Annotated in this window: 20 protein-coding genes; all 20 read right to left on the bottom strand. The window is 33.9% G+C overall.

Annotated features, from left to right (window positions below; translation table 11 throughout):
• Nucleotides 1–22 precede the first annotated feature (22 nt).
• The 20 genes from SMGD1_RS13170 to SMGD1_RS13075 all read right to left on the bottom strand — a co-directional run bounded on the left by SMGD1_RS13170 (nt 23) and on the right by SMGD1_RS13075 (nt 21,739).
• Nucleotides 23–229: a DUF3185 family protein gene (locus SMGD1_RS13170; protein WP_008337453.1), complete on the bottom strand. Its 207-nt coding sequence runs from the start codon at nt 227–229 to the stop codon at nt 23–25.
• A gap of 1 nt (nt 230) precedes the next feature.
• Nucleotides 231–434: a hypothetical protein gene (locus tag SMGD1_RS13165; protein WP_008337362.1), complete on the bottom strand. Its 204-nt coding sequence runs from the start codon at nt 432–434 to the stop codon at nt 231–233.
• A 19-nt stretch (nt 435–453) separates the two neighbouring features.
• Entirely contained in the window at nt 454–1,404 is a 951-nt protein-coding gene (gene lpxD, locus SMGD1_RS13160) for a UDP-3-O-(3-hydroxymyristoyl)glucosamine N-acyltransferase (protein ID WP_008337312.1), read from the bottom strand.
• Between the two features lie 3 nt (nt 1,405–1,407).
• On the bottom strand, nt 1,408–1,884 hold the full coding sequence (ilvN, locus tag SMGD1_RS13155; RefSeq protein WP_008337239.1) for an acetolactate synthase small subunit: 477 nt from the start codon (nt 1,882–1,884) through the stop codon (nt 1,408–1,410).
• Complete coding sequence (locus SMGD1_RS13150) at nt 1,881–3,578, bottom strand: acetolactate synthase large subunit (protein WP_008337422.1); 1,698 nt, start codon at nt 3,576–3,578, stop codon at nt 1,881–1,883. The genes ilvN and SMGD1_RS13150 overlap by 4 nt, the downstream gene beginning before the upstream one ends.
• A gap of 89 nt (nt 3,579–3,667) precedes the next feature.
• Nucleotides 3,668–5,794 carry a WD40 repeat domain-containing protein gene (locus tag SMGD1_RS13145; RefSeq protein WP_008337173.1) on the bottom strand — a complete coding sequence of 709 codons (2,127 nt, stop codon included), beginning with the start codon at nt 5,792–5,794 and terminating at the stop codon, nt 3,668–3,670.
• Nucleotides 5,795–5,796: 2 nt separating this feature from the next.
• Entirely contained in the window at nt 5,797–7,002 is a 1,206-nt protein-coding gene (ilvA, locus tag SMGD1_RS13140; protein WP_008337342.1) for a threonine ammonia-lyase, read from the bottom strand.
• A gap of 5 nt (nt 7,003–7,007) precedes the next feature.
• Nucleotides 7,008–7,439 carry a CoA-binding protein gene (locus SMGD1_RS13135; RefSeq protein ID WP_008337153.1) on the bottom strand — a complete coding sequence of 144 codons (432 nt, stop codon included), beginning with the start codon at nt 7,437–7,439 and terminating at the stop codon, nt 7,008–7,010.
• 100 nt (nt 7,440–7,539) lie between these two features.
• Nucleotides 7,540–8,094 carry a YqiA/YcfP family alpha/beta fold hydrolase gene (locus SMGD1_RS13130; RefSeq protein WP_008337404.1) on the bottom strand — a complete coding sequence of 185 codons (555 nt, stop codon included), beginning with the start codon at nt 8,092–8,094 and terminating at the stop codon, nt 7,540–7,542.
• A gap of 19 nt (nt 8,095–8,113) precedes the next feature.
• Nucleotides 8,114–9,949, bottom strand: coding sequence for an HD domain-containing phosphohydrolase (locus tag SMGD1_RS13125; protein ID WP_008337469.1), 1,836 nt, complete (start codon nt 9,947–9,949; stop codon nt 8,114–8,116).
• On the bottom strand, nt 9,934–11,205 hold the full coding sequence (locus SMGD1_RS13120; protein WP_008337384.1) for a diguanylate cyclase domain-containing protein: 1,272 nt from the start codon (nt 11,203–11,205) through the stop codon (nt 9,934–9,936). Before SMGD1_RS13120 ends, SMGD1_RS13125 begins: the two co-directional genes overlap by 16 nt.
• Nucleotides 11,205–12,875, bottom strand: coding sequence for a CheR family methyltransferase (locus tag SMGD1_RS14495; protein ID WP_008341531.1), 1,671 nt, complete (start codon nt 12,873–12,875; stop codon nt 11,205–11,207). The genes SMGD1_RS13120 and SMGD1_RS14495 overlap by 1 nt, the downstream gene beginning before the upstream one ends.
• Entirely contained in the window at nt 12,876–16,382 is a 3,507-nt protein-coding gene (locus SMGD1_RS13110) for an ATP-binding protein (RefSeq protein ID WP_008337571.1), read from the bottom strand.
• A 1-nt stretch (nt 16,383) separates the two neighbouring features.
• Nucleotides 16,384–17,292 (bottom strand): hypothetical protein, encoded by a 909-nt coding sequence (locus SMGD1_RS13105; RefSeq protein ID WP_008337562.1) that lies wholly within the window; start codon nt 17,290–17,292, stop codon nt 16,384–16,386.
• 73 nt (nt 17,293–17,365) lie between these two features.
• Entirely contained in the window at nt 17,366–18,130 is a 765-nt protein-coding gene (locus SMGD1_RS13100) for a TIGR02757 family protein (protein ID WP_008337131.1), read from the bottom strand.
• Entirely contained in the window at nt 18,099–19,367 is a 1,269-nt protein-coding gene (locus SMGD1_RS13095; protein WP_008337257.1) for an RNA polymerase factor sigma-54, read from the bottom strand. The genes SMGD1_RS13100 and SMGD1_RS13095 overlap by 32 nt, the downstream gene beginning before the upstream one ends.
• 15 nt (nt 19,368–19,382) lie before the next feature.
• Entirely contained in the window at nt 19,383–20,105 is a 723-nt protein-coding gene (gene lptB, locus SMGD1_RS13090; protein ID WP_008337308.1) for an LPS export ABC transporter ATP-binding protein, read from the bottom strand.
• Nucleotides 20,092–20,511: a tRNA (adenosine(37)-N6)-threonylcarbamoyltransferase complex ATPase subunit type 1 TsaE gene (gene tsaE / locus SMGD1_RS13085; protein WP_008337472.1), complete on the bottom strand. Its 420-nt coding sequence runs from the start codon at nt 20,509–20,511 to the stop codon at nt 20,092–20,094. The genes lptB and tsaE overlap by 14 nt, the downstream gene beginning before the upstream one ends.
• A complete protein-coding gene (gene trpD, locus SMGD1_RS13080; protein ID WP_008337323.1) occupies nt 20,508–21,494 on the bottom strand; it encodes an anthranilate phosphoribosyltransferase in 987 nt (328 codons plus the stop codon). Before trpD ends, tsaE begins: the two co-directional genes overlap by 4 nt.
• The gene (locus SMGD1_RS13075; protein ID WP_008337547.1) at nt 21,494–21,739 is read right to left on the bottom strand and encodes a S4 domain-containing protein; all 246 of its coding nucleotides are present in this window, start codon (nt 21,737–21,739) and stop codon (nt 21,494–21,496) included. Before SMGD1_RS13075 ends, trpD begins: the two co-directional genes overlap by 1 nt.
• Nucleotides 21,740–21,881 lie beyond the last annotated feature (142 nt).

Genomic DNA, 21,881 nt, shown 5'->3' with positions numbered 1-21,881 from the left:
TAGTGTGGAAACAAGTAAGTTCTTACTTGCGAATGAAAAACAAACCTGCAAGTATACTTATAGCACCTGCAGCGTAAAAAGCAATCACTCTATCTGTGTCTGATCCCGTGATTGCTACACTAAGTTTAGAAGACATAGAACCAGACATTTGATATCCATAAAATGCCAATCCTACACCTAGAACTATTAATGCAATACCAAGAAATTTAACATTTGGCTTTTTTGCCATATTATTTAAGAGCCTGAAGTGCTGCTATAACTTCATCTAAATTATCAAGAGGAAGATGAACTTTCCACTCTGGTGAATCCGTATTTCCTGATAAAGAGATACCGATACTAGCTACAGTACCACTATCTTTTCCATACGGCTCTTCTAGCTTAGCAATCGAAATAACACCTTTTTTAGTTCCACTTAATGCAATCGTTGTTGACATTATATATTCCTTTTATTAGTTATTTCAATAGTCTAGCTATTTTAACCTGAAGTTTCAACCATAACTTGTGATCCATTAGAGGGAAACCAGCAAATGTTAAGCCGCTCTCAGTAATATTCTTTGTAACACCACTTCTTGCAGCAAATGTAGAAAATGGTGCAATTTCAAGATGCCCTGCAAATGCAGACTGTCCACCAACTACGACATTACGTCCTAGTTTAGTTGAACCGGCACTACCAGATTGAGCCACAAATACTGAGTATTCACCTATTTCACAATTATGTCCAATTTGAACAAGGTTATCTATACGAACACCTTTTTTAATAAGAGTAGATCCAAAAACTGCACGATCTACACTAACATTACTACCAATTTCAACATCATCTTCTATGACAACATTTCCATTTTGGTAGATTTTTTTATGTTCACCTCTATTGTTTGTTGCAAAACCAAAGCCATCTGCACCAATAGCACTGTTAGAGTGTATTATACAGTCACTGCCAACTATACAGTCTCTGTAGATTGTTACATTTGGATAGATTACTGTGTTATCACCAACAACAGCTTCAGCACCGATATACACATGGGCTAAGATTGTACAGTTTTTACCTATTTTTGCACCATTTGCTATTTCGGCTTTAGCAGACACTTTAGTTCCCTCGCCTATTTCAGCTTTCGGAAGTTCATCATTTTCTATAACAGGAGCAAAATATTTAGAAAGGATAGCCATAGACCAGTAAGAGTTTTCAACAATTAATGGTACACAGCCTTGAGGTACATATTCTACTAAAGAAGCAGAAACAATTACAGCAGCTGCTTTGGTAGATTGAATATCTTTAATATATTTAGAGTTAGCAACAAAAGAGACTTCTGTAGAAGTAGCATCTTTTAATGCATTCATACCTGTTATTTCTATATCAGTAGAGTCAAATCCTGTCTCTAAAACTGATGCTATAGAACTAAGAGTCATTACTTATCTCTCTAGTGCAACAGCACCGCTTCTAACTATCTCTTTAGGGTTATATCTTTTAATGATACTTAAAAAGTTCTCTACACGTTTTGGCTCATCTGCAACCATTGCAATAATTACATTTTCACCAACATTTACTATTTTTCCATTATAAGCTTCACAAAGAGTATTTATATCAGTAATATTTTCAGATACTGGGAACTTAATCATTGCCATCTCTTTTTCAACTAAATCTGCATGCTCATAAACTCTCAAAACTGGAATCAATTTATGTAATTGCTTAGTTATTTGCTCAATCACCCTAACAGAACCTGAAGTTACAATAGTTAATCTTGAATACTTACTCTCAGGAATAGGAGCAACCGTTAAAGATGTAATATTATAACCTCTGGCAGAGAAAAGGTCAGTAATACGAGATAAAACGCTTGATTCGTTAACAACAATAACAGAAATTACTCTTCTTTCGCTAGCTTCTATCATTTTGTCTCCTTCTTCTCTAGTAACATCATATTGAACAGGCTTCCACCTGCTGGCACCATTGGCATAACATTCTCAAGTCTCTCAACTACAACATCTATAAATGCAACAATATTTTTCTCAACCGCATCTTTAAGAGCTGCATCGAACTCTTCTTTAGTAGTAACTCTGTATCCAATACCGCCAAAAGCCTCTGCTAACTTTACAAAATCTGGTTGAACAGATAAATCTGTTTCACTATGACGCTTGTCATAGAACAGTGTTTGCCACTGACGAACCATACCTAAATAATTATTATTCAGAATGATGTTAATAACTGGAAGTTTTTTCTCAACTGCAGTCATTAACTCTTGACAGTTCATCAAAATAGAACCATCTCCAGTAAAGTTAATACTTACCTTATCAGGGGCGGCTGCTTTAACACCCATCGCTGCCGGAAAACCAAATCCCATAGTTCCAAGTCCACCAGAACTAATGAACTGTCTTGGACGGCTAAATGGATAGAACTGTGCTGTCCACATTTGGTGCTGTCCAACATCTGTAGAGATATTAGCACCGGCACCAAGTAACTGCCCAACTCTCTCTACAACCCACTGAGGTTTGATTCTATCTGTATCTTCATGATAAGTAAGAGGATGAAGCTCTGCAAAGTTTGCAACAGTTTCTCTCCAAGATTTATATTTAGCAGAATTGATCTGTGAAGAAAGTTCCAGCATCTCTTTTGCAACATTTTTAACATCACCAACTATTGGATAATCTGCATTAACAAGTTTAGAAATAGATGCTGGATCAATATCTACATGGATAACACCTGCATTTTTAGCAAACTCTGAAAGCTTACCTGTTACACGGTCATCAAATCTAGCCCCTAAACCAATAACTAAGTCTGTTTCACTCATAGCCATATTTGAAGCGTATGAGCCATGCATACCCAGCATACCGATTAAAAGATCATCATCATGAGATAAAACACCTCTTGCCATAAATGTCTCAACTGCAGGAATCCCTGTCTTATGAACTAATTCTCTTACTTCATCAGCAGCATTAGCATTGATGATACCGCCACCTAAATAAAAGACTGGTCTTTTAGCTTTAGCAATAGCTTCCATAGCTTTTTTAATTTGGCGTGGATTACCTTTTGTATGAGGTTTATAAGTTTCTAAATCAATTTCAGCAGAGTAATCAAATTCTGCTATTTCTGCCGTAACATCTTTAGGAATATCAACATGAACAGGACCTGGACGACCAGAAGCTGCAATATAAAATGCTTCTTTTAAGATACGAGGCAGATCACTTGCCTGTGTTACAAGGTAATTATGCTTAGTACATGAACGACTTATTCCAACAGCATCAATCTCTTGAAATGCATCTGTACCGATAAGACTCATTGGAACTTGTCCACTAATTACAACCAGTGGAATAGAATCCATGTAAGCATCTGCTAAACCTGTTACAGCGTTTGTAAATCCTGGTCCACTAGTAATCAAAGCAACGCCGACCTTGCCACTAACCTTTGAATAACCCTCTGCAGCATGTACAGCAGCTTGTTCATGTCTTGTCAAAATATGTTGAAAGTTGTCTTGTTTGTAAATCTCGTCGTAGACATTCATTATCGCTCCACCAGGGTAGCCAAATACTGTATCTACACCCTCTGCGATTAAAGCTTCAATGACCATCTGTGCGCCACTAATCTGCATAAAAGTCTCCTCTAATAAAAAATTCGCTTATTATATTTAAAAGGAGCTATATTTCAGGTTAAGTGTCCACAGAATTTTATCTATTAAAATTAATCTAAGATAGACTTAACAATCATAGAAGCTCTCCACATGCTTATAGAGCCTTTTGTCTGGAGATTTAAGTTTAGTTTAGTAGCTGGATAATTTTTCTTAAAAATATGGAAAAAACTCTCTATCTGATCTTGTAATCCGAAGTATAAAATATAGTTTTTTATACCATTTTCGATAACAGCCTGCTCTTTTTTATTTTTCACTGCTTTCTCAAGCTGTGCCATGTAGCACCAACCATATATGTTTGCTAAAGCATTGTTTTTAGAACTGATCTTCATATATTTATTCAACACTTCATTTAATTGTTTTACATTGCCTTCAAGTGCATACTCATTTGCTTTTAAAAGATCATTATTCCACTCTTCTTGCAGCAACTTTCCATCTTCAGAATCTTGAAGTTCATCATTTATTGACAGAAGGTTATACGCAGATTCTGCATCACCATCTTCCATAGCATTATAAAACTTCTGTTTATTCTCTATATCTCTCATCAACTCTTTAACTTCAAGAGTAAAATCACTAAAATCAACCAATATTCTAAGAACTTTTATAGCAGCGTGAGTATCACCATCTTGAAGAAGTTTTTGACTTTTAATATATAGTGAGTCTGCATAGTTCATCAATGCATCATAATCTGCGAACTCTTTTAAAAATGAATGTTGCTTGATAAGTTCAAATGCAACTCTAAAATCTTTTTGACCAATAGCAACACGAAAACGCTTATACACTTCACTCTTTGTTAAAAGTTCTTGTATTAGTTTTGTTTTTTGTGTTATTCCTCTATATGGAGCTAAGATATCACGAGCTATATCAGCACCCTTTGGATCAATAGCATGTTTTTGGGCTGCTGTAAATGCTTTTCTCCAACCTGCTTCTAAGCTTCTGTAAATTTTTGAGTCTTGATACATTGGATGCTTAAGAGCAAGAGAATACGCAAGAGCTAATTTACCCTGTTTTGCAAGCATTGCAAATCTTTCAAATTCCTCATATTCAAGCATAACTTTTTGCATAATAGAGTTTTTAGAAGGTATATTTTTAAAATGTTTAAAAAGGTTGATGGCACTCTGTTTGTCACCTGCTTCAAGAGAAAGCTTTGCTTTTTTGAGTGTTGTTTCCCACAAATTTATAACAAGCTGATATATTTTTGTATATGCTAACAATGGATTTTTCTCAACAAATCTTTGAATAGCTTCATAGTCTTTAACCTGCAGTTGTTCTTTTATATATTCTTCACCTTCATAGATGCTATAAAAGAGCAAGTCACCACTTTGAGTTCCAACCATTAACTGATCAGTGCTTTTATCAAAACCAAGGGCTGTAATAGACGAAGTTAGTTTTATATATTTTTTTGAAAGTACCTTATAACTCTCTAATTCATATACTAGAATATAACCAAGCTGAGTACCAAAAAATAGAAATTTACCATCCGCACTTGTTGTAATATGTAACACATCATCATGGATACCTTCAAGTCTTGTAATTACTTTTCCAGTGTAATAATCCCAAATGATTGCACTACTTTTTTTATCTATACTTACAAGTCTATGTTCACTTAAAAAATGTACTTTCATTACAGGATCGCCATGCGCAACCAGTCTATGCTTTCTAGCCATCATTGTCATGTTGAATATTTGAACTTTTTTATCATAACTAGCAGTTGCAACCCACTGTCCATTTTCGCTAAAAGCTATATCATTAACAGCATCAACATGCACTGGAAGAGTAAAGGCAATTTTTTTATTTTCTATATCTATACCATATGATTTTCCATCATCACCGCACGAAAACATATATTTATTTTTAGGCTCAATAGCTACACAGGTAACCTCACCATGGTGTCTATCAATCTTTGTGAGTACTTTTTTGGTTTTTGCATCGAAAAGAAGAGCTTCACTACAGCTAGCATTTAATACTGTAAAATAACTGGCATCACTGCTGAAATCTACAACATGATTTCTGAATCTTAAGTGAGATATACCACCTTTAAATCCAGAGATAGTACTTAGTGAGTTGATATCTAAAAATCTAACTACTGTTTTAGAATCAACAACTAAAAGCTTACCATCATCAAGAATCTTAATCTTAATTATCGCGTCTTTAAAATTTACTTCTTTTATTGCTTTCATAGTTAATTATCTCTCAAATAACCTTCATTTTTAAGAACATCTTTAATTTCTTGCTGATGCGCTTCACCTTTTGTTTCCATGTGCACAGTCACGTTAGCATCACCATAATCTAGAGAGATAGAAGTTCTATCGTAAGCAATGTGTACTATATTTGCATTTAACTCTTTAAGTAGCTCTGTAAATCTCATAAGTGAACCTGGTTTATCTATTAAAGTAACTGTTACTTTCATTTTTCTACCAGATTTTAAAAGACCCTTTTCAATGATTACAGAAAGCAGAGTTACATCCATATTCCCGCCACTAAGGACAAGTGCAACTTTTTTACCTCTAAGATGACCTAATTTATTATGAAGTATTGCAGCTACAGATGCTGCTCCAGCACCCTCTACAACAAGTTTTTGTTTCTCTAAAAGAAATAAAATTGCGCTTGCTATCTCTTCATCATCAACACTAATAATATTATCTACGCTCTCTAGGGCATACTTTAGAGTTATCTCAGAAGTATCACGGACTGCAATACCATCAGCAATTGTTCTTACACTCAGACTATCAACTGCTTTTTTAAGTTCATAAGAGTTTTTAAAAGCAGGTGCACCTTTAGCACTAACACCAATTACCTCAATACTGGGATTTATACTTTTTATAGCTGTTGCCATTCCGGCAATAAGACCACCGCCACCTACTGGAATAACTACAGCATCTAGATCTTGGCAACTATCTAAAATATCAAGAGCTAAAGTACCCTGACCTGCCATAACTTCTTCATCTTCAAATGGATGAACAAAAGTTAAAGAGTTTTCTTCTCCGTACGTAAGTGCATAAGCATAAGCTTCATCATAATTTGCACCGGCTAAGATAACTTCTGCACCGTAATACTTAACACCATCAATTTTTGTAAGTGGTGTTGACTCAGGCATTACGATTACTGCACGTATCTTGAACTTTGAAGCAGAAAGAGCAACTCCCTGAGCGTGATTCCCGGCACTTGCTGCTACTACACCGCAAGCTCTTTGAGCATCTGTTAGAGATGCTATTTTGTTATATGCACCTCTTATTTTAAAAGCACCTGTAATTTGAAGATTCTCTTTTTTAAGATAAACCTCACAAGATGTCATTTCACTTAAATATGGTGCGTACGAGAAAGGTGTATTAACTATGACATCTTTTATACGCTCTCGTGCTTCGTAAATTTTATTTATATCTAACAATATTTTTAACCTTTTAGTGCTTCGTGCTCTATCATTGTACACATATTTTGTACGGCTTTCATTCCTGCATCTTTTGCTTTTTGTGCTGCAACATTGTTAACTATCTCTTTTTGAGCCCAAAAAACCTTTACATCACCTCTCGCAATACAGGCATCAGCAACAGCATCCAGTGCTTTAGCTGCTCTGAATATGTCTACCATATCTATTGGAAATGGGATTTCAGCAAGTGATCTGTAAACTTTTTCACCTAAGATAGTATCTTCTTTAGGATATACAGGAACTATTCTAAAACCCTCTCCTTGTAAATATTTAGCAACTCTATAACTTGGTTTTTCAGGATCTGGTGATAAACCTAAAACAGCAATAGTCTTAACCTCTTGAAAAATTTCTTTTATCTCTTGTTTGTTTGAATTAACTGAAGGAAATTCGCATTCCATATTTTATCCTTTATCATAATTTTTAATATATTAAAATAGTAGTATATTTTTATCAACGATTATATCGAAAATAGTTAAAGTAATTTATAAAGAACACTATTCAAAAGGAGAAAAAGACACTTACTCCCTCAAAATGTTTCTCTATACCGTCAAATCCATGGCTTCCACCATCTTCGACAAGAACCTTGGCTTCTGGTAGTTTATCTACAGCTTCTTTATAGTCAAGCAGCTCATCACCTTTTTGAACCAAAAGCATAAAGTCACTCTGGTTTTGTACTTTTGTTTCATACTTTTCTAGCATCTCAATATGAGACTCCATCCACGTAAAACTGCTCTCATCATAAAAACTAGGAGCACTCCCGAGCACTTGCTTAAGTGTTATATATGGGTGTATTGAAGGGTTTATAAGAACTGCTTTTAAGTTATACTTATTAGCTAAATAGATAGAGTAGAAACCACCAAGAGAAGAGCCGATAAGCTTTACATCTCCATCATAAGACTCAATTAATTCTTCTAAAGTTTTTATAGCCAAGTCTGGAACATAGGACAAAGATGGAGCAATATAACTATCACCTTTATTTTTAAAATACTCTCTAAAAGCTCTGGCTTTAACACCTTCTCCACTTCCACTAAAACCATGAATATAAATAATCATTATCTACTCCTGACATCCACTAACTAAGGTCTTTTTTAAACTCTTCAGATAGTGTTTTCTCATCTTTTGCTCTAATATTTTCAATATATTTTTCACTAACACCAAGACCAAGTTGTGTATCTTTTAAAATATTACTTTTTAGAATATCTTCTTTTAAAGTTGCTCTTTTGATCTCACTCAAAATCATAAAGTCATCACCCTCTATTCTAAATACAACAGTATTATCATAAAGATTATCTATAAAACTTGCGAAAGCTATAAGAAATTTATCGCCATTTGACCAGCCAAATTTTCTGTTGTACTCAGTAAAGTTATTGAGCTTAACACTGTAAAGATATACAGAATCAGAATCTAAATGGTATCTTAAAATCAAAGAGAGATAGTCTATGATAAAAAGATCAGTAAGTCTGTCTTTGTAAAAGTAAGAAAATCTATGCTCTTCCATAGATGTCTTAGGAAGTTGAGAAGTATCATCACTTACATCTACATTAGCCAGTGCCTTTAAAGAAGCCTCAACTACTTCTGGATGAAAATGCTCAGCACTTAAATCTTCAAGTTCTTGAAGTGCAACTGACAGACTTTTCTTAGGCTTATAAACTCTGTTAGTTGTCATGGCATCAAAAGCATCTGCCACTATCATAATCCGGCTTAGCGGCATAATAGCGTTTGCCTTTAAACCTCTTGGATATCCACTTCCATCGTACTTTTCATGATGCTCCCTCATAATATCTGCAATAACTCTATAGTCATCTATCTTGCTTAGCATCTCATAACCACTTGATAAGTGTTCTTGAATAAGTTTATATTCTACTTTATTTAATCTGTTTGGCTTAAGAAGTACACTGTCAGGTGTAGATATTTTTCCTATGTCGTGTAACCAAGCTGCTTTTTTTAAGAGATTTATATCATCTTTAGAGTATTGCATCTCGGTTGCAATAAGCTCACAATAGTGTGCAACTCTTTTTGTATGACCGGCTGTATAGGAGTCACGAGACTCAATCATATCAATCATAGAATGAATTATCTGCTCTTGATTTTTAATCTTCTCTTCTTCTAGTGTGAGAATCTTTTCTTTTTCTGTGTTATCTCTAAAGACCGTAACTGATCCAACAATTTCACTGTCTATATACAGTGGTGTAGCGAGTACTGAGACAGATAAAAAGCTACCGTCTTTTTTTATAAAATATTCATTGTCATCTTTATAAGCTTCACCACTTATCATCGCTTTATGAATTTTACACTCACTGGATTTTATAGGTCTATTATTAATGTCTTTATAGTGAATATAATCATGAATCTCTTTTCCCATAAGTTCTCTGTAGTCAAACCCAAGCTTATTAAGTGCCTGATTATTTATAAAAGTGGCTTTATTGTTTAGGTCTAGAGTATAAATACCATCACCAATACTTTGAGCTATGTCAACAAACTTTTTCTCACTCTGCATAATCTTATGATTTTTTTCAAATATCTCTAAATAAAGCATTATCTTATTTAGTAGTTGATTATCATCTATAGGCTTAGTTAAATAATCAACAGCCCCTATCTCAAAGCCCTCTTTTATGAACTCTTCACTTTTAAAGACGGCTGTTACAAAGATAATAGGGATATCTTTTGTTTTCCTATTTGCTTTTACAAGCCTTGCTACTTCAAAACCGTTCATCTCAGGCATCTGAACATCAAGAAGAATAAGATCTATCTTTTCCAAAAGCAACTTATCAAGTCCTGCCTTTGCACCCAAAGCCTCTATGACATTAATATTGCCACTATTTTCAAGCAGTGCACTTAGTGTAAAAAGGTTATTCTGATTATCATCAACACACAGGATGTTGTAGTTATTTATTAACTGACTGTGCATACTATGTTTCTTCCTGCATCTTTTGCATCATAAAGAGCTGAATCTGCCCTTTTTATAATACTGTCTATGTTATCTCCATCTTTGTAGCACGTAACACCAAAACTACAGGTAATGCTATCTATTTCTGGAAACTTATCTGCTTCTATTTTAGTTCTTAAATAGTTCGCTATTTCCTCAGCTTTTTTCAAACCTACATGTGGAAGAAGAAGTACAAACTCTTCTCCACCCCATCTTGCGAAGATATCACTATCACGTATATGCTTCTTAATCAGATCTGTCATCTGTATTAAAACTGCATCTCCGATTAAGTGCCCATAATTATCATTTACAGCTTTAAAGTAATCAATGTCGAGCATAACAAAAGCAAAAGTGTTATTATTTACTTTTGCTGTCTCTATCTGTATAGTAAAAAGGTTATTTAACTTAGTTCTGTTATAAATATTTGTAAGACTGTCGTAAGATGCTTCATGCTCATTATATTTTGATTCGGCATCAAATGATGTTATATTTGTCAATGTAACAAGAAAATCTTTTCCAAAAACTTTTGCTTTTATATCAAACGAGTTTAATTGTGAATTTTCTATATCATTTATTAAGACGAGAACATCTTTTGATTTTAGTTGCTCTAGCAATACATCTATCCAAAGCTCATCATCATTTACTAAACCTAAGTGAAAATATCCATCTTCATGTACAAATGTGAAACAAATACATGTATGTTGAGCTATAAAGTCATCAATGCTTTTAAGACAAAAAAGCTTTGTTACAGCTCTATTTATCTTTACAACCTTTTTCCCATCTGAAATAACGACTAAATTATCTTGCATGTCTAAGATATCTTGAGTAAATTTTTTCTCAACTTCTAAAACTCTTTTATTTTCAACCATATCAAGATGAAACTTTATTCTTACAAACAACTCTTGCTCATTATATGGCTTACTCAAATAGTCAACGCCACCAACATCGTAGCATCTAGAGATTGTGTCCTGATCTTTTTTCGCTGTTATAAAGATAATCGGGATATCTTTTGTCTTTTTATTGCTAAGAATAAGTTTTGCAGTCTCATAGCCGTCAAGTTCTGGCATCATTACATCAAGCAGTATCATATCTATTTTTTGGCAAAGTAAAATCTCTAGTGCTTCTTTTCCAGACATTGCTGTAACTACAACGTACTTATCACTATGATGAGTCTCAAAAAGAGCTTCTAAAGTAAAAAGATTTGTTTCTATATCATCAACACATAAAACTCTCTTCATTAAGCCACTTTCCTATATATCTTATTTACATCATCACATACTTCAAACCTGTCTTCAAAGTTTGCAGGGAGCTTCTCACTTGGTCCTAAAAGTAGATGACCACCAAACTTTAGTGAATCGTAAAACATCTTAAAAATATTTTGCTTTAGTTCTTCGTTAAAATAAATCATTACATTTTTACACTCAATCATATCAAACTCATTAAACACACTGTCCTTTTCTAAATTATGTACAAAAAACAGCACATTCTGTTTTACATATTCTTTTACTTTTACAAACTTTGTATTTATCTCAAAGTAGTTCTCTAGTGGCATCTTAAAGCCTAACTCTTCGTAAGCTTTTTTTGCCTTGTTAAAGCGCTCTATTGAGTAAATAGAATTTTTTGCTTCTTCAATTACTATTGGATTAAAATCTGTTGAATACAGTATGCTCTTATGCAGCAACCCCAACTCATTTAAGATAATAGCCGTAGAATAAACCTCTTCTCCACTGCTGCAACCTGCACTCCATATTTTTATATTGTAACAGTTTTTGTGCTCTTTTTTGATGATTTCAATCATTTTTTTAGAAGCTTCTACATCTCTAAAAAACTCTGTTACATTTATGGAAAGGTCTAAAAAAAGAGATTTAAAGGCAGACTTGTCAAAGATCACTAAAACAACAAATGTCTTTACGTCAACTATTCTATGCTTTATCATAAACTGCTCAACTCTTCTCTTCACAGAATCTCTTTGGTAAAGCCTAAAATCGTACTCATATCTAGTGTATATTGCATCAAAAAGAAAAGTTATCCACTCATCAAGAGTATCATATTGTAGACTCATACATCTTAGATAAAAAGCTATATCTCTTGTGTCAAATATAAAGTTATATATTTTTTGATTCTTTGCTTGTTTAGGAATTGAGCTGGCCTCACAATCATCAGGGTTCTGAACTAAGACAACGGAGTTGTTCCTTTTTAGAGTTGCAAGAGAGTCAACACCGTCTGTTGCATATCCGCAAGTAATAATTCCACAAAAATTATCTTTATACTCTTGGCTCAAAGATTCAAAGCTAACAGATATAGATGGTCTTGCTCCATTTTTAAGAGCAGAATCTTCTAAATGTATTTTAGAATTCTTAACAGTCATATGTCTATCTTTAGAGGCCAAATATATCTGCCCTACTTTTACATCCATTCCTTCAGATGCATAGAAGATATTACTATCTACGTAGTTTTCTAATATCTCATCAAAGATGCCATCTTTTAGAGGATCGATATGCTGAATTAAAAAAATTGCAAATTTTGTAGTATCAATATTTGAGAGTATCTCTATAATCTTTGCACTGCTATTTGCACTTCCGCCAATAGCTATTATATTTATATTTGGATTTGTACTCTGTCTATCTTTTATCTTAGATACAAATATACCCTTTAGACCTACATAGTTCAAGTATCTAGAGAGCCTACTTTTATTTACCACTATGTTTATATTTTTTTGTAGCACTTCTATGTATTCGTACAGCAATTCTACAAGAGAAGCCGGTATATTATATATACGCGCAAAGTTTATGCTAAAGAGATAAAAACTTTCATCCAAAAGCTCTTTAAGTTGAAGAACTTCTTCACTACTTACATTGTCATAAATCTCTATCTTGCACTCTCTACCCTGCTTTACAAACTTTAACAACTACTTGCTCCACGCTTTTAACATAGAGATAAGAGCATTTTGGTCTATTGGCTTTGCAAGATAATCATTTGCACCGGCTTCATAGCACATTCTCTTATCTTCTTTCATGACTTTTGCAGTTACTGCGATGATAGGAATATGTTTAAATCTTTCATCTGCTTTAATCTTCTCAATGGTTTTTAATCCGTCCATAATAGGCATCATAATATCCATAAGAATAACATCCATATTTGCTTCTTCCTCTTCTAGAAGTTTAAATGCATCTTCACCGTTTAAGGCACTGTATGTATCCGCTCCAAGTTCTTGAACTACTGAAGAGAGAGTAAAAATATTTCTACTGTCATCATCTACTATTAGGATGTTCTTAGACTTTAAAAGTTCTTTGTCAAATAGTTCTATCTCATCATCTGCAAGAATAATATCTGTGACTTCTATCTTGCTTGAAGTTTCTTTCTCATAGTCATCTTTTTCAATTGGAAGAATTACCAAAAAGCTGGAGCCTATACCCTCTTTTGAATCTACTTCTATACGCCCACCCATCAAGTTTATGAATGTTTTACTTATAGAAAGACCAAGCCCCGTTCCGCCATACTCTCTGCTTATACTTCCATCAACCTGCTTAAACGCTTCAAAGATAAGAGCTAGTTTAGCTTCTGGGATGCCTATACCCGTGTCTGACACCTCAAAAACTATATCTCTATTTTTCTTAAATACAGAAAGAGACACTTCCCCTGATTTTGTGAACTTAAATGCATTAGAGAGAAGGTTTTTAATAATTTGCAGCAGTTTTGTTTTATCAACTATAAAACTTCTGTTAAAACTATCTCTTACCTCAAAATTTAGATTTTTTTCTTTTGCTACTTCAGAGAAAAGACCTTCAATCTCTTCTCTAATTTCGCTAGTATCAAATTCACTCTCATTTAATTCCATATTCCCAGATTCTATCTTGCTTAAGTCCAAAATGTCATTGATAAGAAGTAGTAAGTCGTTACCTGCTTTATGTATAACCGAAGTTTTTGATACATCACTATCACTCAATGTCTCTTTCTTGTTTTGAGTAAGGAGTTTTGAGAGTAATATAATCGAGTTAAGCGGAGTACGAAGTTCATGCGACATATTTGCCAAGAACTCGCTTTTATATTTACTGGCTTTTTCTAAATCATCTGCTCTCTTATCAAGGTCTTCTTTAGCCTGAAGCAATTCATCGTTTTTAATTTTCATACTTTTGGCTTGAAGAGTGAGCTGCTGCTGTTGCTCCTCCATCTGAACGTTTGATTCCTGAAGTTCTTCACTCTGCACTTGCAGCTCTTCATAAGCTCGCTTAGAATCTTCAAGTAATACTTTTATCTGCATATTTTGAGTAGCAGCGAAAAGTGATGTTGTAAAGATTTCAGAGGCCTTTTTAAGATAATCTTTTTGCACCTTGCTGAAACTTTCAAAAGTCATAAGCTCTGCAACACCAAAGAGTTCCCCTTCATGGATGAGGGGAAGAACAAATACTTCCTTGGGCTTTGATAGGGTTGTGCCTGTTTTCACATCATAGTGCTCGTTTTCTACGTTTTTAAGAAGAATAGATTTCTTCTCTAATCCAACTTGCCCGATTACTCCATTTCCTAGTTTAAATATGTTTGAAGAACTGTCTTTTGGATTAAACGAGTACGATGCGATAAGACCAAGTTCACCTTTTTCTTTGTCATAAATATATGCGACACCACTACAAGCATCTACATATCTGCTTGCCATTGTTATAGCTTTTTTAGAGAGTTCCATAGTGTCACTAATACCTGTAAGTTTATCGCTAAACTCACCAATACCATCGCTAAAGTAGATTTCATTTTTATTTTTTATATCATTTTCTTGTAGCATATTAGTCATGATGCCAAGAGCAATACCTAGCTCATCATTTTTTGATTTCACTTCAATATTCTTAGAAAAATCATTTTTAGTTATGGCATCAGCTTGAGAGACTATTCCTCTTAGGTAAGCAATCATTTTAAGCATTGCAATACCTAACCTATCCTCCTCACCGACGATTTTGTAATCTACATCAATATTACCTTCAGCAATTGACTCAGCGACACTTGCTACTACTTCAAGATATTTAATCATATCAATTAGCGCCATACCAAGTCTGTCCTCACTGCTTTTAGCAATGATTTTTGTATCATAATTTCCAGTAGAGAGTTTTTTAGCTAAAGAAGTTATCTCTTTGAGTCTTTTTGTCATATCTGTAATTGCAAGACCAAGTTGATCATTCTTACCAAGAAGTTCTATCTCCTTAGAAAAATCACCATCTGCAACTGCATTAGCTTGAGATATTGTTGTCTCAATAGCATCTATAACTTTTTGAGTTGAATTTACTATCTCACTTATTTCATCATTACCGCTATAGTTGATCTCTTCTTTTTTAATTTCACCCCTTGAGAGTGCTTTTAGTTGAGAAGTTACCTGAGCTAATGGCGTTGTTATTTTTAATAAATAAAACTTAATAATAAAGAAACTAATAATTACTACAAATAGTAATATAAAGATAAATAACTGTTTAAAATCATCTAACTTCTCAAGTGCAATATTCGTATCCACACTTGAAATTGCGTACCAATAGTTCTCACTGTTTTGCTTCAGCGGATGAACTGCGCGATAAGAGTAAATCTTATTGTTATGTATAAAAGTTCCTTTTGATTTGTCTTTCATGAACTTCTTTAGATTAAAATGATCATCATTAAAGTTCGACTTTCCTTTTATCTGAGAACCCCATGTCTTACTCTCATCTTTATTAAAGAGGTAATTTCCCTCTTTGTCTATTAAAAAGTAAGAAAAACCTTTTTTAGCACCATTAATAGACGCTTGATTAACAATATTAAGTATATTATTCGCATAGATATTTACTACAAAAACTCCTATCATATTTCCATTATCACTGATGATAGGTGTAGAATATCTTACAACAGGAATAAAAGGTTGTTCAATCTTTCCATATTCAATATTTAGATTCATATCTGATATAAAGAACTCATCTTTCTTTAGTGTCTTAGGCACTTCTAAATAGTTTCTTCCACTATTATTTTGAAGCTCTGAATCTGCCAACAAATAGGCGCTATTACTCTTTTCATCATACTTGACTACAAGCAGTTCCTTTCCATCTAAATCAACTACTCTAATTTTATAGTAGTCTTTTTGTGCTTTTAAAAAGTCCAGCAGTGCATCTGAGAATATATCTTTCCACATTTGTGCTTTTGTATCTACAGACATTGATTTCCAGATCATATATCTTTTAAGGGCATAAAACTCTTTTATATAGAGTGCATCTTTTGTAACATGCCCCAAGTTTCCTTCTATCTCAATAGTAAGATTATTTGTATCACGTTCACTAAGCTTATAGGCACTTTCAATATAACCTTCAGAAGCAGTTTTATATCCATACCATCCAACAAAGCCAATACCAAGAGTTAACACAACAATAAAAATAGAAAATATCTTATTTTGCAGTGACATATTTAAATTCATATTATTCCCCTGCTTTTATATCAATCAATGATACTTTTCTAAGGTTCCAATTCATCAATTGCTCAACATCAGTAGGTGTTTTACCTGTGTAAGTTGTAGCAGCAGGTGTTATATAGTGTTCCAACCCTATATATGCCTTAATAGTTTGAAGTTCAGCTATAATCATTTGACTCATAGTAAAGACATCACTTGGTGTTAGCTCATCTTTCTTAAATACTGAAAAATCAACGCTCTCTACCCCCATAGAAAACTGTATCTGTTTTATCTTTGTTAAAATATTCATAGATACTTTAAATGTGTCTTTTGGCGTAGCTTTATCATTTCTGGCTGTCGGAATAGTATTATCTTTTATTTTTAGATGCGCCAGAATTTCGGTTAGATCATCATACACGCGCATTGTTTCACCAAATACATAAGATGGTGTAAATTCTGCTTGATTTAGTTCATCAAAAGAAGCGCTGATTTTTCGAAGAAGATTAAAAACATCCAATGGTGTTTTATTTGTATATATCTTTTCCTTTAACTCTCTGTTTTTTATGCCCATTCTATATTTAAATATCTTTATCTCAGTCAATATTCTTTGTGTCTGTTCATACACTAGATCAGGGTTTAAGTTAAGTACAGGAGACATATTAACCGGTTCTATGATAGGTAGCTTATGGGCAGTTCTAAGAATATTCATCTTAATAGCTATCTCATAAGTCATCTGCCAAACATTGCGTGGCTTGAGTTGTGTTTTTATAGCAGTACGACTTACAATGCCATCATGATCATGCTTGATGCCATAATGTTTAAGTAAGTAATGTGTTTCATCTGAAATAAGCATTGCCTGAGTGTAAACTTCATTTGGAGTTATTGTTTTGGCGAACAGGCCAAGAGTAAGTAAAAAGATTAAAATAATCTGTCGCATAAATGTCCTTTGACTTAATATACACATTTATTAATTAACAATTAATAAAAGTAGCTAAAAAGTCTCATTTATATTATAGAATCTTCTCTTGTCCTATGCGATAGAGTGCAAAATCATACTTTAAAGGGTCATCTTTATCGAAACTTCGCAGTGTCTCTGTAAGTTCTATGGCAGCTTGAAGATCATATGTTTTTCTCTGTAGTAATCCAAGTTTTTTGGAGACATTAAAAGTATGAGTATCAAGAGGCATAATCAGATCTTTTTTACTAACACCACTCCATAAACCCATATCGATATTGTCTTCTCTAACCATCCATCGAAGAAACATCATCCATCTCTTTAGGGCACCGGCCCCTTTTGTCTTTGTTGTGATTTTTGAGGTCAAAAAATTATACCCTTGTGTATTATGAGGGTAGAGAGATATTAGCATCTCTATAAGAGCATTTATTCCATCTATAACGTTAGAGCTTGTGTTATAAGCATCTACAAAAACTTCTTCAAGAGTTGTAGTCTCATTTAGGCGCTTTAGGGCAATAAAGAGAGCTATAACATCTTCACTCTTTTGGAACCTGTAATAGTGGTTTTTCAGAGCTTCTTTTATTTCATCATCACTTTTTGTTAGCAACGAAAAATCCAAAGAATCTAAAAACTTAACTATCTGCTTAACATTACCGTATGCAAAGAGTGCACAGATAAGTGAAATAGTAGGATCTCTGTAGCGATGCGCTACTAAAATTGGGTCCAATTTATCGACGGAGACTTCATCTGCGTTGTTACGCTTTTTTGCTTCTTCGTCCAGTCTTTTTTTAATGTAAATGATAGAGTTTTTTCCTTTCACTTGAGCCGGCTATATTTAGCTGTTTTCTATACTTAGCAATAGTACGTCTAACCATTTTTACTTTGAATTTATCTTGAATCAAATCTAGGAGTTTCATATCACTAAGAGGTTTTTCACGACTTTCTTGTTTTACTAAACCAACAAGGAACTCTTTAATAGCTGCATTTGATACATCTTCATCTATTGCAGTTGTAAAGAATTCTTTCATGGCAAATACTCCTCTGTCACAGGCAATGTACTTGTTAGCAATTGCACGTGATATAGTTGATGGGTTATGTCCAAATTCATCAGCAAGAGTCTTTAATGTAAGTGGCATAACCTGCCCACCCGTAAAAAACTCATACTGGTATTCAACTATCATAAGACCGACTTTGTAGAGTGTTGCACGTCTCATGTCTAGTGCATCTACCAAGCTTTTAGCCTCTTTTATCTTTTGGGTAATAAACTCATGCTCAACAGCATAGTTACTATCTATTTTTATAGTCGGATAATATGCATCGTTTAGCTTTATCTCTATAGAGTTTTCGTCATTAAAAAATATCATAAGATCAGGAACTACATGAGCAGACTCTTCTTGATACTCAATTGCCGGAGGGTTTTTAAATGTCCCAAGTACTCGCATAACTTCACTAAAATGTTCTTTGTCTGAAAAGTTATGTATAGCCTGTATATCTTTTATAATTTCCACACATAGTGGATAAGCTTCATCACTTATATCTGAAGAATCTAATTGAAATAAAAAAGATTCTGCTAAATCTTTTGCGGCAATTCCAACAGGTTCTAAATGAGCGAATCTAAGTCGAATTTTTTCAAATTCATCTATTGAGATGCCGTTTTTACTGCAAAATGACTCACTATCACCCTCGTAGTAACCATTTTCATCTAAATTTTCCACAACAAAAAATGCCACTTCCTGAGAGACTGGAGTTGGGAAAAGTGGTTTGCCTATCTGCTCATCCAAAACTTCATAAAGAGATTTTTTCTGTATTGTTAAAGCTTCTATCTGCTCAGTACGTGAGTTGCTTACTTGTCCGCTTATGATTTTTTTAGGGATTCTTTTCTCAAAATCATCTTCATAACCGGACTCTATTTCTACAACAGGGTTAGACTCTATAAAAGGGGCCATAGCATCACTAAGATCACCCAGACTGGAGTGCAAAATAGGCAGCCAGTTACGTAGAGTATTCGAAAGTTTATGCTTTGTCTCTACGCTGGTATTTTGTCTTAATCCTGCCATATTATGATAAACTCCTTAGAGTTTGAATCCCTCACCTAAGTAGTGTGTACGCACATCTGCATTTTGTCCTATTTCATCACTAGTTCCAGAAGCCAGAAGCTCTCCTGCTTTAATAACATAGGCTCTATCACATACAGCTAAAGTCTCACGAACATTATGGTCTGTTATAAGCACACCTATATCATAAGATACAAGCTGATGTATTACCTTTTGAATATCCATAACAGCAATAGGGTCAACACCTGCAAATGGCTCATCAAGAAGTAAAAACTTTGGTTTATTAACAAGAGCTCTTGCTATTTCTACACGACGTCTTTCACCACCACTAAGGCTAATACCCTTACGGTAACGAATCGGTTCAATATTAAACATATCCAAAAGTTCTAAGATTCTCGCTTCTTGTGCTTCTTTGCCTTCAATGCCAACTTGTGCAGCTACCATAAGATTATCTTCAACTGTTAAGTCTTTAAATATAGAAGCTTCTTGAGGAAGATAACCAATACCTTTGATTGCTCTTTGATGAAGTGGCATATTTGATAGGTTCTCACCATCAAAAAATACTTCACCACCGCTAGCTTCAACAAGCCCACAAATCATGTAAAAAGTAGTAGTCTTCCCGGCACCATTTGGTCCAAGAAGTCCAACAACTTCTCCACTACTCACCTCAAGACTCATCCCTTTTACTATTTCTAAATCTTTTATTCTTTTCTTTAAGTCAACTGCTTTAAGCGTGTGCATAATCTACCTTATAATTTCTACTATTATTATCTAGTTTTCCAATTGTAATCGTTAATGTTTTTATACCTGCAGACTCTAAGATATCAACAAGTCTGTCATCACCCCACTCTACTAAATGAAGTCCATCTCTGTCTAACTCTTCTAACATACCTAAAGATATAAAATGTTCTATACCATGATTATAAATATCATAGTGAAAAATTCTATTTCCATAGCATTGCTGCAGAGAAAATGTAGGAGAAGTCACATCATCATCTACACCTAGATGCAAAGCTAAAGCTTTTACAAATGTTGTCTTACCAGATGCTAAGTCACCTTTTAAAATAATGACTCCATTTTGAAATTTTTCGCTAATTTCCTTCACTAAAGTGTGAAGTTCATCTAATTTTAGTTGATAATCTATCATAATTTGTTTGAAATCTCTATGATTTGTTTCAATTTCTCTTTGGCTTTTCCTTTTTTTATCACTTCACGTGCAATTTCAAGCCCATCTTGAATATCCCTAGCCATTCCATCGACCATAAGCGCAGATGCTGCATTAATAAGTACAATATCTCTCTGTGCATCCGTAGCCACTGAATTAAAAATATTGTGCAAAATTCCAGCATTAAAAGATGCATCTCCACCAACAATAGCACTAAGGGGAGCTCGTTTTATTCCATACTCTTGGGGATCTATTTTAAACTCATGAACTTGCCCCTTGTGAAGTCTTGATGCATATGTGATATTAGAGATGCTGATCTCATCCATACCCTCTTTTGAACTTACGACCATGGTAGATTTTGCACCGTTTATTTTTAGTGCTTCTGCCATTTTTGGTACAAACGCTTTATCAAATACACCAAGCAATGACTTCTCGACACCGGCAGGATTTGTTAAAGGTCCAAGTATGTTAAATATAGTCTTGTCAGGGATGCTTTTTCTAACAGGCATAATAAATTCCATTGCAGGATGATGATTTTGTGCAAACATAAAAGTAAAGCCTGATTCCTCTAAAAGTCTGGCACTGTTTTCAATACTCAGATCAAGTCTGACTCCAAGCTTTTCGAACATATCTGCACTACCTGATTTTGAAGTAACAGAGCGACTTCCATGCTTTGCAACATAACTTCCAGATGCAGCAACTAAAAGTGCAACAGTAGAAGAGATATTAAAACTTCCGATTTTATCTCCTCCAGTACCAACTATATCTATTGCCTTACGACGAAGTTCTCCAGATATAGGCAAAGGGATTGCATTACTTCTCATCACTTCAGCAGCAGCAGCTATTGCTTCTACAGATGTATTTTCATCAAGTTTCATGCTAACTAAGAACTCTCGCATCTCATCATCACTCATCTCATCATTAAAAAGTGAAGTAAATTGCTCTTTTGCTTCTTTATAAGTCATTACACTTCCTTTATATATTGATCTTGCAGTGATTTTGGTGTTGATTTTGTTGTAGGGATTTGAAGTACTTCATATTTTTTTGTTTCATTAAGATAGATAATACTTATAATACTGCCTACGTCAACGTTTTTACTAGCTTTTGCTACTATTTCATTTATCAAAACAACTTTATTACTTATCATGTCTTGAGCGACGGAGCGACGTTTAGTTATATTTACTGAATTTAAAAATTTATCAATTCTCATTTTTCATACTTTCTAGTTATTTATTGGTGTATTGTAGAATATTAAAACTGAGAGCAATGTAAGAGTTGGAACAATTTTTGCATTAATTTATTCAAAAGTGTATTTTTTATCCAAATTTCAATGCTCTTATTTAATTATTTTC

It is taken from the genome of Sulfurimonas gotlandica GD1 (assembly GCF_000242915.1).
GTDB lineage: Bacteria > Campylobacterota > Campylobacteria > Campylobacterales > Sulfurimonadaceae > Sulfurimonas > Sulfurimonas gotlandica.
Note: the sequence above shows the minus strand (reverse complement) of the source record. Positions and strands in the feature narration are given on the sequence as shown.